19 protein-coding genes are annotated in these 14,859 nt (G+C 36.3%); 14 read left to right on the forward strand and 5 right to left on the reverse strand.

Going from position 1 to position 14,859, the window contains the following annotated elements; all coding sequences use genetic code 11:
* Positions 1–155 precede the first annotated feature (155 nt).
* Positions 156–1,361: a GTP-binding protein gene (locus QE450_RS06725; RefSeq protein ID WP_373462041.1), complete on the forward strand. Its 1,206-nt coding sequence runs from the start codon at positions 156–158 to the stop codon at positions 1,359–1,361.
* Between the two features lie 175 nt (positions 1,362–1,536).
* Positions 1,537–1,806, forward strand: coding sequence for a 30S ribosomal protein S14 (gene rpsN, locus QE450_RS06730; protein ID WP_273615930.1), 270 nt, complete (start codon positions 1,537–1,539; stop codon positions 1,804–1,806).
* 366 nt (positions 1,807–2,172) lie between these two features.
* Here rpsN and QE450_RS06735 read toward each other — a convergent pair whose 3' ends face one another.
* Together QE450_RS06735 and QE450_RS06740 are read right to left on the reverse strand one after the other, a co-directional pair.
* Positions 2,173–3,357: a copper amine oxidase N-terminal domain-containing protein gene (locus tag QE450_RS06735; RefSeq protein WP_307298006.1), complete on the reverse strand. Its 1,185-nt coding sequence runs from the start codon at positions 3,355–3,357 to the stop codon at positions 2,173–2,175.
* A 169-nt stretch (positions 3,358–3,526) separates the two neighbouring features.
* On the reverse strand, positions 3,527–4,696 hold the full coding sequence (locus QE450_RS06740) for a stalk domain-containing protein (protein ID WP_307298007.1): 1,170 nt from the start codon (positions 4,694–4,696) through the stop codon (positions 3,527–3,529).
* A gap of 246 nt (positions 4,697–4,942) precedes the next feature.
* Between QE450_RS06740 and QE450_RS06745 the strand changes: the two genes are divergently transcribed.
* A complete protein-coding gene (locus QE450_RS06745; protein WP_307298008.1) occupies positions 4,943–5,608 on the forward strand; it encodes a hypothetical protein in 666 nt (221 codons plus the stop codon).
* Positions 5,609–5,769: 161 nt separating this feature from the next.
* Here QE450_RS06745 and QE450_RS06750 read toward each other — a convergent pair whose 3' ends face one another.
* Positions 5,770–6,945 (reverse strand): stalk domain-containing protein, encoded by a 1,176-nt coding sequence (locus QE450_RS06750; protein ID WP_307298009.1) that lies wholly within the window; start codon positions 6,943–6,945, stop codon positions 5,770–5,772.
* Positions 6,946–7,177: 232 nt separating this feature from the next.
* On the opposite strand from QE450_RS06750, the gene QE450_RS06755 reads away from it, so the two are divergent.
* The 6 genes from QE450_RS06755 to QE450_RS06780 all read left to right on the forward strand — a co-directional run bounded on the left by QE450_RS06755 (position 7,178) and on the right by QE450_RS06780 (position 9,543).
* The gene (locus QE450_RS06755; RefSeq protein WP_307298010.1) at positions 7,178–7,414 is read left to right on the forward strand and encodes a hypothetical protein; all 237 of its coding nucleotides are present in this window, start codon (positions 7,178–7,180) and stop codon (positions 7,412–7,414) included.
* 18 nt (positions 7,415–7,432) lie between these two features.
* Complete coding sequence (locus QE450_RS06760; protein ID WP_307298011.1) at positions 7,433–7,744, forward strand: hypothetical protein; 312 nt, start codon at positions 7,433–7,435, stop codon at positions 7,742–7,744.
* A gap of 258 nt (positions 7,745–8,002) precedes the next feature.
* Positions 8,003–8,230, forward strand: a complete 228-nt coding sequence (locus QE450_RS06765) for a hypothetical protein (protein WP_273615932.1) — start codon at positions 8,003–8,005, stop codon at positions 8,228–8,230.
* 47 nt (positions 8,231–8,277) lie between these two features.
* Positions 8,278–8,592 (forward strand): hypothetical protein, encoded by a 315-nt coding sequence (locus QE450_RS06770; RefSeq protein ID WP_307298012.1) that lies wholly within the window; start codon positions 8,278–8,280, stop codon positions 8,590–8,592.
* A gap of 54 nt (positions 8,593–8,646) precedes the next feature.
* A complete protein-coding gene (locus QE450_RS06775) occupies positions 8,647–9,144 on the forward strand; it encodes a hypothetical protein (RefSeq protein WP_307298013.1) in 498 nt (165 codons plus the stop codon).
* Between the two features lie 57 nt (positions 9,145–9,201).
* Positions 9,202–9,543, forward strand: coding sequence for a hypothetical protein (locus tag QE450_RS06780; protein ID WP_307298014.1), 342 nt, complete (start codon positions 9,202–9,204; stop codon positions 9,541–9,543).
* 41 nt (positions 9,544–9,584) lie between these two features.
* Here the strand turns inward: QE450_RS06780 and QE450_RS06785 are convergent, their stop codons facing one another.
* Positions 9,585–10,190: a hypothetical protein gene (locus QE450_RS06785; RefSeq protein ID WP_307298015.1), complete on the reverse strand. Its 606-nt coding sequence runs from the start codon at positions 10,188–10,190 to the stop codon at positions 9,585–9,587.
* Positions 10,191–10,222: 32 nt separating this feature from the next.
* The gene (locus QE450_RS06790; protein ID WP_307298016.1) at positions 10,223–10,582 is read right to left on the reverse strand and encodes a hypothetical protein; all 360 of its coding nucleotides are present in this window, start codon (positions 10,580–10,582) and stop codon (positions 10,223–10,225) included.
* Positions 10,583–10,757: 175 nt separating this feature from the next.
* On the opposite strand from QE450_RS06790, the gene QE450_RS06795 reads away from it, so the two are divergent.
* From QE450_RS06795 to QE450_RS06815, 5 genes are all read left to right on the forward strand, one after another.
* Positions 10,758–11,519 carry a class I SAM-dependent methyltransferase gene (locus QE450_RS06795; RefSeq protein WP_307298017.1) on the forward strand — a complete coding sequence of 254 codons (762 nt, stop codon included), beginning with the start codon at positions 10,758–10,760 and terminating at the stop codon, positions 11,517–11,519.
* A 236-nt stretch (positions 11,520–11,755) separates the two neighbouring features.
* Positions 11,756–12,100: a hypothetical protein gene (locus QE450_RS06800; protein WP_307298018.1), complete on the forward strand. Its 345-nt coding sequence runs from the start codon at positions 11,756–11,758 to the stop codon at positions 12,098–12,100.
* A gap of 203 nt (positions 12,101–12,303) precedes the next feature.
* A complete protein-coding gene (locus tag QE450_RS06805; RefSeq protein WP_307298019.1) occupies positions 12,304–13,167 on the forward strand; it encodes a CHAD domain-containing protein in 864 nt (287 codons plus the stop codon).
* Between the two features lie 166 nt (positions 13,168–13,333).
* Positions 13,334–14,185: a PPK2 family polyphosphate kinase gene (locus QE450_RS06810; RefSeq protein WP_307298020.1), complete on the forward strand. Its 852-nt coding sequence runs from the start codon at positions 13,334–13,336 to the stop codon at positions 14,183–14,185.
* 189 nt (positions 14,186–14,374) lie between these two features.
* The gene (locus QE450_RS06815) at positions 14,375–14,854 is read left to right on the forward strand and encodes an NUDIX domain-containing protein (RefSeq protein WP_307298021.1); all 480 of its coding nucleotides are present in this window, start codon (positions 14,375–14,377) and stop codon (positions 14,852–14,854) included.
* Positions 14,855–14,859 lie beyond the last annotated feature (5 nt).

Consider the following 14,859-nt stretch of genomic DNA (forward strand, 5'->3'; position numbering starts at 1 on the left):
ATTGTAAACTAAAAATTGATATACATGATCATCGTATGACCGTATTTTCATATCATTTATATTTTGAAAATCATTTGACAAATCAGAAATAAGAGGAGTACAGTGTATTCATAGAATTAATAGTAATAATTACGATTAAAGAAGTGGAGGAATCAATCATGACGATGATCGAACAATCTTCTAAGATTCCGGTAACGGTATTGAGTGGTTATCTAGGCGCAGGGAAGACGACATTGCTTAATCATGTGTTAAACAATCGCGAAGGCTTGAAAGTAGCAGTTATTGTAAACGATTTGAGTGATGTGAATATTGATGCAGACCTTATTCGTGATGGCGGAGGATTATCGCGAACTGATGAGAAATTAGTCGAAATGTCTAATGGTTGTATCTGTTGTACATTACGCGAAGACTTGCTTGTCGAAGTAGAACGGCTTGCTCGTGATGGACGTTATGATTATTTATTAATCGAATCGACAGGCATTGGCGAACCAGTTCCTGTCGCTCAGACATTTAGCTATATTGATGAAGAACAGGGAATCGATCTGACGCAGTTTACCCGTCTGGATACGATGGTCACTGTGGTGGATGCTCAAGGCTTCTGGAACGATTATTATTCGCGTGAATCTCTTGCAGATCGTGGACAAGCCGCAGGGGAGGACGATACACGCCGTATTGTGCATTTATTGATCGAACAAGTTGAATTTTGCGATGTATTGATTTTGAATAAATGTGATCTGATTGAGCCTGATGAATTAGAACGATTAGAAACAGCACTACGAGGACTGCAACCGAATGCCAAAATCATCCGTTCCACTTATGGCAAAGTAGATCCACAGGAGATATTGAATACAGGGCGATTTGATTTCGAACAAGCGAGTCAATCGGCAGGCTGGATACAGGAAATGATGAAAGAAGAGCATACACCAGAGACAGAAGAGTATGGAATCAGTTCTTTTGTGTATAAACGCAAAGTTCCTTTTCATCCAGAGCGCTTGTTGCAATGGATTACACAATGGCCACAAGAAGTAGTACGTGCGAAAGGGATTCTCTGGTTAGCTACACGTAATCTGACAGCGATCTCGTTCAGTCAAGCAGGCAGTTCCAAGCAATTATCGCCGGCTGGCTTATGGATTGCTGCTCTGACGGAGGAAGAACGACAATATCATTTGGGAGAAAATTATCCTTTACCTACAGATTGGGATGAGGTGTGGGGCGATCGCGTAACCAAGCTTGTACTGATTGGAATACATCTGGATCGTGCGCAGATTGAACAGTCTTTGGATCAGACTTTACTGACTGAAGAAGAAATGAACTCCAATTGGAAAAAGTTCAAAGATCCTTTTCCACAATTAGGTCAATAAGCAGATCGATAAGGTAGTAATATCGTTATTTTTTTTAGTGTCATAGATTGATTTTAGAATCGACACTAAATATATAGCACCATATCAACAAGAGAATAATCATGTGCTACAAAATGAATAAATTGTTTTGTAAATAAACAATAAATATTACGAATAACAAAGGAGTTATTACACTATGGCTAAAAAATCAAAAGTCGTTCGTCAACAACAACGTGAGCAAATGGTTGCTAAATATGCAGATTTGCGTCGTGAACTGAAAGCAAAAGGAGACTATGAAGCATTGCAAAAATTACCACGCAATTCTTCGCCAACTCGACTCAAAAGCCGTTGCCAGATCACAGGAAGACCAAGAGGATATTTACAAAAGTACAAAGTATCCCGTATCGTATTTCGTGAGTTAGCACACAAAGGTCAGATTCCCGGGGTACAGAAAGCAAGCTGGTAACAGTAAAATGGCATATTCTAAAATATAATTTTTGCACTACCGCATTCTATTAGCCTGAATATATTAAATAGAGTTAAATAGGATCTAGTAAAATAAATCTATTGATTAGAATGAACTTTAATTTTGCATATATGTTACTAAAAAGGTGCACACTTCTACGATTTTTTACATAGAAGTGTGCACCTTTTTGTTGTTAGTATAAATAATCAACATACTACTCAAATCCGCATTGATCAAATCTGTACCGACTCAAAATCTGATCGGTATCAAAATAAAATACAGGAGAGTAGCCATCTCATTTGAGAAGAACTTTGGTATACACCAACCATAAAGCAAAGTTTTGAGAATTGGTAGATAAATGATTTTTCACTTCAACGTATAAGTTACTTGTTGTTCATCTTCAGAGTCTTTACCGTAAGTGAAATAGAGCATGTTATGAATACGCTTGATATAAGTTAAGCGGTCGTCAACACCGAAAGGCATGGTCGTAGGATCGACTAATTTTTGTTGTTCAGTAGTAAGCAATTCTTTATATAGAACAACAGATTGACCCGTTTTGCGGTCAATTAATGTGAGATGAGAGTCACTGATCGCCCGTAGTAACACAATATCAGACTGAAGAGATTCAACGACATACTTATCTTTTTTACCCACCAGTTTGACCAAATCTATATTTTCTAATACGTTGCCTGTACCATCTTCAATGATTCGTAAGTTCTGACCATCGTTAAGTATAATATTGCCATTATACATTGTACTATTGGTGTGTTTATTTAAATGATAATCCATAGAAGATTGACGGATTAAAGATCCATTTTTGAAAATCATGGTGAAATCTTCATGATAAATATGAGGTTCTCCTGAAGCATTTTGGATACGAACCATCTGTAATCCTTTGGAGGTAGAACTTACACCTATATTAGAAAATTCAAAAAAATCTAAAGGAGTGTGAATTGAAGCGATCTTAACAGGTTGGCTATTATGGTGAGAATGGTACAGATCGCCATTGATCTTTCTCATCGTATACGTATCACCTTGGTATACATCTGTAATGACGTTAAATGCTTGTAATTGATCAGCAGTAATCACATGCTTTTGTGAATCCATATGTAAAGAATGTCCTCCAAGAAATTGTACAACAGAGCGAATCGGCACATAGATTTCTTTTTGTTGAGTTGTAGGATTTTGCAGTATAAATGGTGCGCTAGTCATCGCTATAGACTTACCATCCACTGTGGCTGTACGGCTATCTATACGAAAAACGATCTTTTTCATAAATCCGTTAAAAGTCGCTTGTTGTTTACTTTGATCCCAATACAGCTTCAATCCTAATGTGCCTGCTAATAATTCCTTCACTTCAATAAAAGTAACACCATGTCGAGTGATCGTAGTACCACTTGAAGAGCCATAATAATTGTTCTGATCTTGAGCATAATTGAAGTCATAGGTAGGCGAAGATATAGAAGCAGCTTGAATCGAAGTAGAAGGTGTAAAGCTTGAAAATAATGCACTCGACACCAATAGAGCAGCAAAAGCTAATTTATGATTCATGTCTGTAATTCCTTTCTACTTGTCTATGGGTTAAGTCAGATCTTAAAAAAAACTACACCTTTGATCACTCTGATCTTATACGCAACGATGCAGTAGTGATCAAGGTGTATTTATACTTTTTATATCAATAACAACAGAGATGGAATTGTAATAGATTACAGATCACATATCATTTCAACGTATACGTTAGTTTCTTCTCATTTTTAGAGCCTTTATCATATGTGAAATAGAGGGTATTCCCATTACGCTTCACGTAAGTCAGTCGATCATCGCTACCCATAGGGGGTGCGTCATCTTCGACTTTTTCTTGTTGATTCGCATTCAATAGTTCTTTGTACAAAATAACTGATTTCCCGGTTTGGCGATCTATTAAAGTTAAGTGTGTATTTTTAATAGAACGTACTACTATGAAATCAGGCTGTAATCCCTCGACAGTATAGATGTCTTCGCCACCGCCAAGTTTGAAGAGATCAATGGTGTCTACTACTTTGCCTGTACCATCTTCAATCATTCGTAAGGTCTGACCATCATTTAATACAATATTTCCATTATACATTTCAATATTTGTACCTACACCCCAATGATAATTCATATGTGATTGCCTGATCAAAGCACCATTTTTGAAAATTAAAGTAAAATCCTGATAGTTAATATGAGGTTCTCCATAGGAATCATGGATACGCATAATTCGTAATCCTTTAGGCGTAGCCGTGACTTCCATACCTGCCAAATCCAGTGTCTCATTGATAGAGGCGATTCGTTTAGCCAGATTTTTGCCTTGCGCTATATAAATATCTCCGTTTGCTTTCTTAACTGCATATGTTGTGCCTTGATAACTATCTTTGAGAACATTAAGAGATTGTAGATGATCTGCAACTAGCATATGATTTGCGGCGTCTATACGAAGCTCCGTTCCACCGAGAGCTTGTACAACGAAGCGAATAGGAAGGTATAATTCTGACTTTTCACTTAAAGGATCTATTGCTTTGAATGGAGCTGCACTTAAAGTCACTTTTTGGTGATCTAACAGAGCAGTACGGCTACCTACACGAACAGCGATTTTTTTGATAAAGCCATCTAAAGAAGCGCGTGTACCACTTTGATCCCATGTAATCTGTAATCCAGATTGATCAGTAAGCCAATCATTCATAGCGACAAACGTTGTACCTTGACGGGTAACTGTGCTTCCATGTGACGGACTATAATAACCTTCTTTTTGAGCGTAATTCAATTCGTAACTATAAGGAGTAACAGGTGTAGCAGACTTAGCATACATAGGGGGAAATGTCGATGCTAATAAGGTGGTAATCATAACTGCCAAAGCACATTTTTTATACATCACTTAAATTCTCCTTTGGATGATAACGGCTGATTTTTATACTATAATTGACAATTAAACAATAAAAAAGATAAATTATATATAAATAGTAACACTTATTGCTTTTGTGTTAGGAAGCGATAGTGTTACTTTTTTTGAAAGCAAAGATACCACTACTGCATAGAAAGGAGTTCATTTAACGATACATAGGATGTATGAAGCAAGTTTAGTTTTGCTATTTAAGTCATAGAGAGCAGGGTATTAGTAATGGAAAAAAATAAATCGACATCAAGTTCGAACTTTTGGGCAAAATGGGATAAGCCGAAAAAAGTACGTGTTATTACACTTACCGCGCTAGCATTCATTGTATTGCTCGTAGTCGTACCGATCATTACGTATTACAATATACAATCAGAAGAGACTCAAGTGATTAGCAGTCCAGATAACAACGTGGCAAATAATACGATATTAGCGCCGGTTGATCCATTACCTTTCGTATTAAGTTCTAAAGTAGGAAGAATAGAAAGAGTAGGAAGTTCTTTCTTCAAAAGAGAGTCTGGCATTCCTACTATGTTAAAAAAAGATGATCCTAAAAACCCACCGCAATCGACTCAAACGGTATTGGTTGAACGCTTAACAGGGACACAGATGTCCAAGCCTTTTACAGTAGAAAAAGGGTATCGTTATGCGAAAATCTGGGTCAATAACAAAGGGAAGCAACGAATTGCTATATCCATATCCAAAGATTCACCAACAGGTGACCTTGTGACTGAACGTGTAGTTACTATCGCAGGTGGAACCAACTGGTCGATATATACAACCAAGCCTTGGGAATCAGGTACGTATTATGTTAATTTTACTTCTAATGGATCACCGATCAAAGGTGTTGCTGTAGCTAGAGTAGGTGCACGATTAGCAGAATTGAATTCGTAATTGTAACTGTTGTAGCTCATTGCTCATAACAATCTAATACACTTCAGATAGATATGAATAGCGTTCAACGTTGTCTGGTATCTATCCGAGGTGTATTTTTATTTGAAAATGTAATAAAGATAGAGTACGAGTAACTTGCCACACACATGCGAAAAGCCGATCTACGATTTCAAAGTATAGGTGAAATGCTTTTCCTGATTAGATCCTGCACGAAAAGTAAAATAGAAGGTGTTATTAACTCTTTTATCAAATTGCAGATAATCCCCTGAGCCAAAAGAATCGATATCTACATCTTCGCTAATCTGTTTTTGCCACGAAGCATCTAGTAGTTCTTTGTATAATGTGACAGATTGGTTGGTATGGCGATCGATCAGCAGAAGTCTTCCTTTGGAGGCAGTCCGCATAAGAATAACATCATCGTACAGTCCTTCTACCGCGTATTTTTCGTTACTCCCACCACCAAGCTTGACCAGATCAAGTTCATCGACAACATTTCCTGTACCATCTTCAATCATGCGTAATATTTTCCCATCGCTTAGCACAATCTTATCTTGGTACGTAGCAATGTCGGAGTCGTTGACTCTGGTAAAGTCTGCATATGCTTTTCGGATCAACTTTCCTTTTTGGAAAATAAGCTTTACTTGCTGATTATGAATATGTGGTTCTCCGTAAGCATTATTAATCGTAAGGATCAACAATCCACCCGCAGTTGACTCAAACTCCATACCTACCGAATCAAAATCGATGCCGAGTGAGACTAACTTCACCGGAGCCTGCTTCCCATAAGCTACATATAAGTCTCCACCATCCTTTTTCAAAGTATAGGTAGAGCCATTGTAGACATCAGTAATGACATCATAATACTTGATGTTGCGGGCTGTAACATGAACTTGTTGTCGATCTACTTGGATATGATCACCACCCAGTAGTTGTACACCAAATCGAACAGGGACATATACAATTTCATTATTAGTCTTTTTCTCTTTCTTTTTAAAAGGGGCTGCGCTCAGTGTAACGATTTTCCCATCTAGCATAGCGGTACGACTTCCTAAGCGAATCGCTGCTTTTTTCATAAATCCGTTAAGCGAAGCACGTTGACCTGTTGAATCCCAAGCCAATGTTAACCCTGAATCTTCCGCTAACTCACGAATATCTAAAAAGATAGTACCATTCTGGATAAGTGTAGAATTTACAATAAATCCTTTAGGATCATTAGCCAAATAAAAAGTGTATGTAGTTGGAAAGGAAGAACTAGATGCTGATGCAGGATTACATAAAGATGATTGCAACAGCAAAGTGGACGACAGTAAAGCAGAGAAGATCATTTTTTTCTTCATGGTAAGGATTTCCTTTCCTGGTTGTGATAAGGTGGTTATGTATATGGACGCATATGAAAGGAAGAAGTTGCAGAAGGTCAGATATAGATTACATCGATAGGTGTAATCTCAAAAAAATTAGCCTTATATAAAGTGATGAGCTGTAGCAATTCTATGCTCATTTATAAGGTAGAGTTACCAAAGTATAACGACGAATGATATACAGTCGTAAAGGAACAGAGAGGAGATTACTATGGTTAAAGTCATGATGGGGTGCAGTTTATTTCTCGCTTCGATTGGAATTCTATGTACAGGATTTATCATTTCTGCAATAGGTTCATCGGATCGTATGGTAAATATGAATTTTATGTATAGTGTTTTGAATATTAATATATCGTGGACAGTTGTACCGATTATTTTGTTTGTTGTAGCTTGTATACTTACATATGGTGGGTACAAAGAATATTCATATGATCGGACAGAACAATAACATAAAGGAGAACTAGCGATGAACATTCATTCTGCAATCCAAGTGATCAAAAGCTATGAGAAACGCATTATTAAATGTTTGCTATATGGATTTGTATTTGGAATATATTATTCGGTACTTACTGATCAACGTAAAGTTACGGAGTCAACGGGAGAAGGAATGTCTATAACGTTAGCTTTGCCATGGTCAGACTATTCCTATCTCTTATTATCTACATGTTTAAAATGGAGTTTATTTTTTGCTGTGGTTTATATCGTGTGGCGCATTTTTAAATATAGAGTGTTGGATTCTAAGGTTTCTAGTAACGATCGTAATAATGAAATTAGATAATTATAAATAGTAATAGTTTGCTAATTTAGCAATTAAAATTGATGAAAATAGATTATTGCTCTTTGTATTTGATGATTTAGCAAATCTATTTTCTTGCTGTGAAAAACATGCTAATGTTTAACTAAATTACAACAAAGGTAACGAATATCGTTGCCTTTTTAATTTATGCAGATACTTAATTATGTAGTAATAGCACATATAAGCGATCTCTAAATCTTCTTTTAAATACATATCAACTCAACCAAAGGAGCACTAAACATGTGGATCAGAAGCCAAGACCGTACAACATTTATTGATGCAACTGTCCTAACATTAGAATTAGAAACTGCTGATCATAAATTTGTAATCTCTGCTTATGCTGGTAACGGGTCTGTTGAATCTGCGTTTACAGTGGGTGAATATGATCAAGAACATCAAGCACAGGATGTACTGCAACGTTTCGCAGTTCATTTACAGACAGGAATGACAGGTGCTTTTCAGGTATAATATAGATTGGCTGAGGTATTGTGATCAACCACTAGAAGGAGGATATGATGAAATTATTTGAGAAACTACAAAAGAAAGTAACTGTGAATGACTATACATTCCACTGCGTGATCGACCAGACACCTTCTATACCTATGGTTAGTATCAAAATCTATTCTTCCAAAACGTCTCATGTTGAATTTCTTTTTAGTTGGAAAAGAATGTATGATGTTAATCCAAATCGTCCTGTGGTCTGTGCGCGTCTGATTCAGTATGCTATTGATCAGGGATGGGATTATCAAGAAGAAAAGCAAGTTAGAATCTTTGAGCAAAGTGATGATGTAAGTGATCTGTTACAGTTAGAGAAGTTGGATTATACATAACATATTAATCCGCAATAGAGTAAATTATGTTTATCTTTTGTTACAGGAGGGCGTATGCATACTGAAGATCAGTTTATTAAAAAGTATCATTCTTTGAATGAACAAGAAAAATTTGATTTTTTAAAAGGTTTTGATCAGATATTAGATCAAGCATTAGCACATTTCTTTCTTTTTATTGCTACAGATACGAATAACGATGATGATATCCGAATAGAAGCAGTTACCATTTTAGGGTTGTATAAAGGCGATTACGATGATACAGATATCAAAGAAAAGCTTATGACCATCATAAAGGCTGATGCTACAGAAGATGATAGTCTAATCGTGAATTGTATCAATACCTTGTCACTACTAACAGTAGATGCCCAAGAGATCGAGTGGGCTTTAACTATGATCCAAAGTGATAATTATAGTTTATTCCAAAGTGCAGCGTTTGCTTTATTAGCTCAACACAAAAATCATCCTAAAGCGATAGAAGCGCTCAAAAGTTTAGTGAATGATAAAAATTATGGAACATCTTCACAACGAGAATTGGCAGAAATAGAAACATAAAAATGATTTAATACTGCCAAAATGTAAAAGAAGTACAGACGTTGGAGGAATAGAATAATGGATAATGCAAGCACAATTATTGATCAAAATGTGAAAGGAAGTGAAGGAAGTTTTATTCATGATCTTCATGAGTTAAATATTTTTAATATCGGTGCGTTTAAAGCTTATGTCGATGCGATCACTCAACTGACTCAGCAGGCGCAAGATGACCAAATGATCGAACGTGCTCTTATGGATCAGGTGTTTTTTACATACAGTTATATACTGAAAAGTGTGATCTGGCATCTGGATATGAACGATCATTCGTCGATAGAGAATGTGAGCGATGAACAACTGACTGAAATGATAGAACGTTTGGAAACTGTAGTTAGAAAATTCATCCAAGGAAATGCAAAATAAGAGCCAATCATAGTTGGCTCTTATTTCTATGGTAGCACGTATTATTCAATTTCATGATGAAGCGTAGGCAACTTTACCAAGACATACTGCTTTTCTAACATTTCAAATCCTTGTTGTGCCACATCATATGTATTTAAATCTATTACTCGATCCAACTTGATATTGCGTGGCTCGTCTTCTTCGCCTGACCAACATGTATACAGTTCAAAATCTTCTGCATCGCCCCGATATTCTTCCATTAGTTTAAATAATTCACGACAACATTTCAGCGAAGCACGATAAGCATCTAAATCCTCATACTGATCTGGATCAGCTTCAATATTAAAGTCGCCTGATTCGGGAGAGATCATGTATATACATGGATGGTGAAAATGTTTTTGCAGTACGCCAGCCCAGCGTGGAATTTCTTGAATAAAAATACCCGCGGCATCTTCTTGCGTCTTATAAATCATGACATCTCGATCAGCAAATGTAGAAAAGTCTACAATATCTGTTAGCGGAACCATACCATCAGCTCGTTGCTTTTCTTGATTGGCAAGATACTCTGGTGAAGTGATCCATTCGCTATACGGAAGGGTGTGAAATATACCTCCTCGCTCTCCTAAGGGAAGCTCATAACTTGATGCAATATAATAGAACCGACTCATTCAATCTTCCTTTCTATATTACGTTTCTTATTTTACTGTTGTAATGTCATTTCTTCTATGTGGTTATTCCATTCAATAGTTAGCTTTATAGGCTTGGAAAATGGATCAGAAGTTTTAGGATTAGTCGAAATAGTAGTATTAAAAGGCAAGGAAGGAGCCGAATCTGTCCCACTTACACTTATAGCATCACTGACCAATTTAAATTTGAAATCATTGATTGGATCTTCTTTACCTATGTATTGAATCGTAGTTTGAACCATTTCTGTATTTTCTTGAGGCGGTATTTCAGTAACTTTAACACTCCAGTTTTTCGTGTTTCCAGAGACTTCTTGATAATTAGAGCAACCACTTATTAGTATAGCTATTACTAAAATGATCATACATAATTTCATATAAATCTCCTTAGTTTGAATTTGCTATGATTGTATACTGTATTTTATTTCATGCATCCTAACATTAACCTCACAAATTAACATAGCATACATAGAATCGGCTCCTCCAATCTTCCTTTCTTAGCTAGTTATCAACTATACTGTATATATTACCAATAAAAAGGAGTAATACAAAATGATACAAGATGCAATATTTTGGAACTATGTCAAAGATGCTGAGCAAGAATTCAGCGGATGGGATTTCTCGTGGGTCACTGAAAATGGAAGAATGAAAGTACAGCCGTTGTCTTGGAATTTTGAACAGATGATCGTACCGCACATTAAGAAGTCTCAATCGATGTTAGATATGGGAACTGGGGGCGGAGAATTTTTATCGAGTTTGCAACCGTTCCCACCATCAATCTATGCCACAGAAGCTTATGCTCCTAATGTACCGATTGCTAGAAATCGTTTAGAATCTTTGGGCGTAGAGGTTGTACAGATTGATAATGATGATGATCTACCATTTGCTGATCAACAGTTCGATCTTATTACGAATCAGCATGAAGCGTATAGTCCAAGTGAAGTAAGACGTTTGTTACAAAAAGATGGATGGTTGATGACTCAGCAAGTAGGTGGATTGAATGATCAGCAGATTAATCAACATTTACATAAGCCTTTGAATCAAGAATTTATAGATTGGAATCTAGCAACAGCAGTCTCACAACTCGAACAGAATCATTTTGAAATAGTCTACCAAAAAGAAGAATTTCCAAGTGAACGATTTTACGATATTGGAGCATTGTTATATTATCTCAAAGCTATTCCATGGCAAATTCCAAACTTTCAACTCGAAGAACATATGGATGATCTATATGCTATTCATTTATTAATTCAAAAGCAAGGTTACTTTGAAGTGAAACAACATCGTTTTGTGATTCATGCACAGGCTAAATAGCTTAGTGAATGTCAATATTTTATAATGAAAGAATATCGTTTTTCTTCTACAGATGGAAGTTAAGATCTAACTCTATTGAAGTTTAAGGAAATAATCATGAACAGTAATTACGTTTACTAATGTTACTAAACCGCAAAATGGAAAACCAATTGATTTGTTTATTTATAACAATCGTGCTGATAAATTAATTACATCAGGAAACGGTGTTACTCTTTAGTTTTGAAAGGATGATATTAGTGAATAAAAGTTGGAAAAAGAGAAGTATTATTATTGCTACAATATTTGTTTTTGGTTCAGGTTTGCTTTTATATAATAATGCGAGTAAAGAAGCAGAAGCTGCTAATAAAGAACCTTCTGTTGTCGAAGTGAATTTATCTCCTGCATTTATTAAAGATGCTAAAGATAATGTTACGACTATCTACGCAAGTGATTATTATTATAATCTTACTTCTCAGCCAACAAATGATCTGCCAGCCGATCAAATTGCGTATGGTGCTGAAAATGCGAATAGTAATACTGTATTAATTATTGAAAATGATGGAAAAACTTATATTAGAGCTGGAATCGCTCAATACGAATGACATAACTTTAATAAATGTTAACTTGATCTTATATTCAAATGTTTTTATCACATATTGTGATCCTTGCACAGGCTAAATAGCTTAGTGAACGCCAATCCTCTATAATGAAAGAGTATCGTCTTTATATGACTCAGTACGGTTAGAATGTGTTAAATAAGATACAACCCGTAATTATAACGCTTCATCCCACTGGAGGAATATCAATGACCAATATTCAAACGATAGGCTTGGCGAAAAGCAAAACAACGCAGTGGCAGACTGTATTAGAAGATCATTATGAGAAATTTTTGAGTTATGGTCAGAAAGCAGTTAAAGATTTTGATGATGAAGATGTGCATCAAGCCCGGGTCAATTGTCGTAAGCTGATGACCTTGTTGCGTATTTTGGATGCTTCGGATCAAGCAGGACTGATTCCGTTATTGAAAAAATCGCAAAAAGCACTCGGTAAAGTAAGAGATGCTGATGTGATGATTGATGCTTTTAAAGAAAGAAAAGAAGATGCCAAAGCAGATAACCATAAAGAAGAATCTGATCTGCTCAAAGCTGTGATCAAAGCTCACAAACAAGAACGTAAAGCATATCGCACCAAGCTTGCCAAAAAGTTACCTAAACTACAAGGCAAAATACTTAAAAAGAAATGGAAAACACTCATAGAAGAACATCTGGAATCGCTGGCAGCTCAAGCCGATGTGAATCGCATTATGCGCGAACTTGAGATCGCTTATGAACAACAGAAGCGTACTTACCGCCAGACCGCCAAAACAGAAGGCATCGATTCAGTCGAAGCTTTACATGAATTACACCAATTACGGATCGCTGCCAAAGAGATTCGGTATACTGCTTCGGCTGCTGAATTTGCGCTAAGTTCCAAGTTCCGTGATTCGGAAGAAGTATACAAAAAGATTCAAACTCAATTAGGGCACATCAACGATAAGCGAGTATGGGTAGAGACATTAGAAGATTATAATCCCAAAAAGCTTAAAGTTAACGAAGAAGTCTGGAATGCATTTATAGAGCAATTACAGCAGGAACTGAATGAAGCTGTACATGAACAACAATCATCATAATAGGTGTATTTGTATAAATGAGTGACGATATACCTGTGCTGAATATTTAAGATACCTGTACTTTGTATAACATTAGTTAAAACGTCATTTTGAATAGCATTGCTTTTGGCTGAATAGATTCGGGTATATATAGAAGAAACGTTTTTTTATTAAAGGAGCGATAGATATGTCCAAGCGATCATCGAACTGGGTACTTGCTACAGGAGATAAGATTGATCTGAAAAAGATTGATCCTAAAAACACAGGCGAGTACAAATCCAAAGAAGATACCGAAAAAGAAACCAAAGAACTGATGAAACGATTTGAGAAGCTACAAGACAAGCTATTCTCAAGTAAAAAGAAATCGCTTCTGTTTATTTTTCAAGGCATGGATTGCAGTGGGAAAGACGGCGTAATTAATAAAGTCTTTTCTATTTCTCATCCACAAGGTGTGCAGACGCATAGCTTCAAAACACCGACTCGCGAAGAAATGGATCATGATTTTCTCTGGCGTGCTCACAAATTAGTATCAGGCGTTGGCTATATTACAGCGTTCAACCGTTCTTATTATGAAGATGTGTTGATTACGCGTGTGCATAAGATGATTTCAGATAAAAAAGCACAACAGCGTTTTAAACAAATACGACATTTTGAAGAAATGTTAGAAGATAATGGCGTTAAAGTGGTCAAAATCTTTTTGCATATTTCTAAAGAGTTTCAATTGGAAAAATTAATTGCACGTATCGAAAATCCGAAAAAGAACTGGAAATTCGATGAAAGTGATCTGTTAGAACGCAAATCGTGGGATACGTATCAAGCGTATTATGAAGACGTATTTGCACATGCAGCAACCAAAGATCATCCGTGGCATATCGTGTCTTCTGATAATCGCTGGTATCGTGATCTAGCAGTGTTACAAATAGTAGTGCGTACATTGGAAGATTTGGATTTATCATATCCTGATCCGAATCCGAAGTTACAAGATCACTTGCCGGACATGTATGCAGAGCGTGAAAAATTGTTAAAAGAGAAAAAGTAAGCACTATTTATACGTTATTTAAATTGGAATAAGCTATTATGATGGTGATCTACAATAAAATGACGGATACAAACTTAATGCTGTGTTATATACTGTTGGATTTTACTAACAGTGATATGACCAGCATTTTTTAATCATACTCCGTTTATTTATAAGCGATCTATCTTATCCAGAAAAGAGGGAAATCCCATGGAACATTCAGATCAAGAGCGACAGATTATCGTAACCGGTGGAGCGATTATTCGAGACGAGCAAAATCGTATATTATGGCAAAAGCGTTCAGATTCTAACGATTGGGGTTTGCCTGGTGGTGGAATGCATGCAGGCGAGACTATTGAAGAAACGATGTTACGCGAGGTAAAAGAAGAGACAGGGTTAGCAGTGATTTCTTCTACATTGTATGCTGTATACAGTGGAGAACGATTGAAGTATACGTATCCCGGTGGAGACGATGTGGTGTTTGTAATGTTTATTTTCGATGTGGTTGCTGATCTGGAAGGAAAGTTAGCTGAAGATGGAAAAACATTACGATTTGAAGATGATGAATCTGTTAAGCTTTTATTCTATAAGTTAGAAGCAATGAATATAGAGCAGATCAATCCAGCACAACGTCCATTAATTGAAGATTTAATGGCTGCAGATCAGCAGCAGGGCATATTGAGAAATTAATTTTA

Source organism: Paenibacillus sp. SORGH_AS_0306, from assembly GCF_030819345.1.
GTDB classification, from domain to species: Bacteria; Bacillota; Bacilli; order Paenibacillales; family Paenibacillaceae; genus Saccharibacillus; species Saccharibacillus kyungheensis.

Excerpts from the sequence above, each read along its gene's own strand:
- QE450_RS06815 (WP_307298021.1), top strand. The coding sequence starts at position 14,375 with ATGGAACATTCAGATCAAGAGCGACAGATTATCGTAACCGGTGGAGCG.
- QE450_RS06755 (WP_307298010.1), top strand. The coding sequence starts at position 7,178 with ATGGTTAAAGTCATGATGGGGTGCAGTTTATTTCTCGCTTCGATTGGA.
- QE450_RS06735 (WP_307298006.1), bottom strand. The coding sequence starts at position 3,357 with ATGAATCATAAATTAGCTTTTGCTGCTCTATTGGTGTCGAGTGCATTA.
- QE450_RS06745 (WP_307298008.1), top strand. The coding sequence starts at position 4,943 with ATGGAAAAAAATAAATCGACATCAAGTTCGAACTTTTGGGCAAAATGG.
- QE450_RS06760 (WP_307298011.1), top strand. The coding sequence starts at position 7,433 with ATGAACATTCATTCTGCAATCCAAGTGATCAAAAGCTATGAGAAACGC.
- QE450_RS06740 (WP_307298007.1), bottom strand. The coding sequence starts at position 4,696 with ATGTATAAAAAATGTGCTTTGGCAGTTATGATTACCACCTTATTAGCA.
- QE450_RS06805 (WP_307298019.1), top strand. The coding sequence starts at position 12,304 with ATGACCAATATTCAAACGATAGGCTTGGCGAAAAGCAAAACAACGCAG.
- QE450_RS06795 (WP_307298017.1), top strand. The coding sequence starts at position 10,758 with ATGATACAAGATGCAATATTTTGGAACTATGTCAAAGATGCTGAGCAA.
- QE450_RS06765 (WP_273615932.1), top strand. The coding sequence starts at position 8,003 with ATGTGGATCAGAAGCCAAGACCGTACAACATTTATTGATGCAACTGTC.
- QE450_RS06780 (WP_307298014.1), top strand. The coding sequence starts at position 9,202 with ATGGATAATGCAAGCACAATTATTGATCAAAATGTGAAAGGAAGTGAA.
- QE450_RS06770 (WP_307298012.1), top strand. The coding sequence starts at position 8,278 with ATGAAATTATTTGAGAAACTACAAAAGAAAGTAACTGTGAATGACTAT.
- QE450_RS06810 (WP_307298020.1), top strand. The coding sequence starts at position 13,334 with ATGTCCAAGCGATCATCGAACTGGGTACTTGCTACAGGAGATAAGATT.
- QE450_RS06785 (WP_307298015.1), bottom strand. The coding sequence starts at position 10,190 with ATGAGTCGGTTCTATTATATTGCATCAAGTTATGAGCTTCCCTTAGGA.
- QE450_RS06775 (WP_307298013.1), top strand. The coding sequence starts at position 8,647 with ATGCATACTGAAGATCAGTTTATTAAAAAGTATCATTCTTTGAATGAA.
- QE450_RS06790 (WP_307298016.1), bottom strand. The coding sequence starts at position 10,582 with ATGAAATTATGTATGATCATTTTAGTAATAGCTATACTAATAAGTGGT.
- rpsN (WP_273615930.1), top strand. The coding sequence starts at position 1,537 with ATGGCTAAAAAATCAAAAGTCGTTCGTCAACAACAACGTGAGCAAATG.
- QE450_RS06750 (WP_307298009.1), bottom strand. The coding sequence starts at position 6,945 with ATGAAGAAAAAAATGATCTTCTCTGCTTTACTGTCGTCCACTTTGCTG.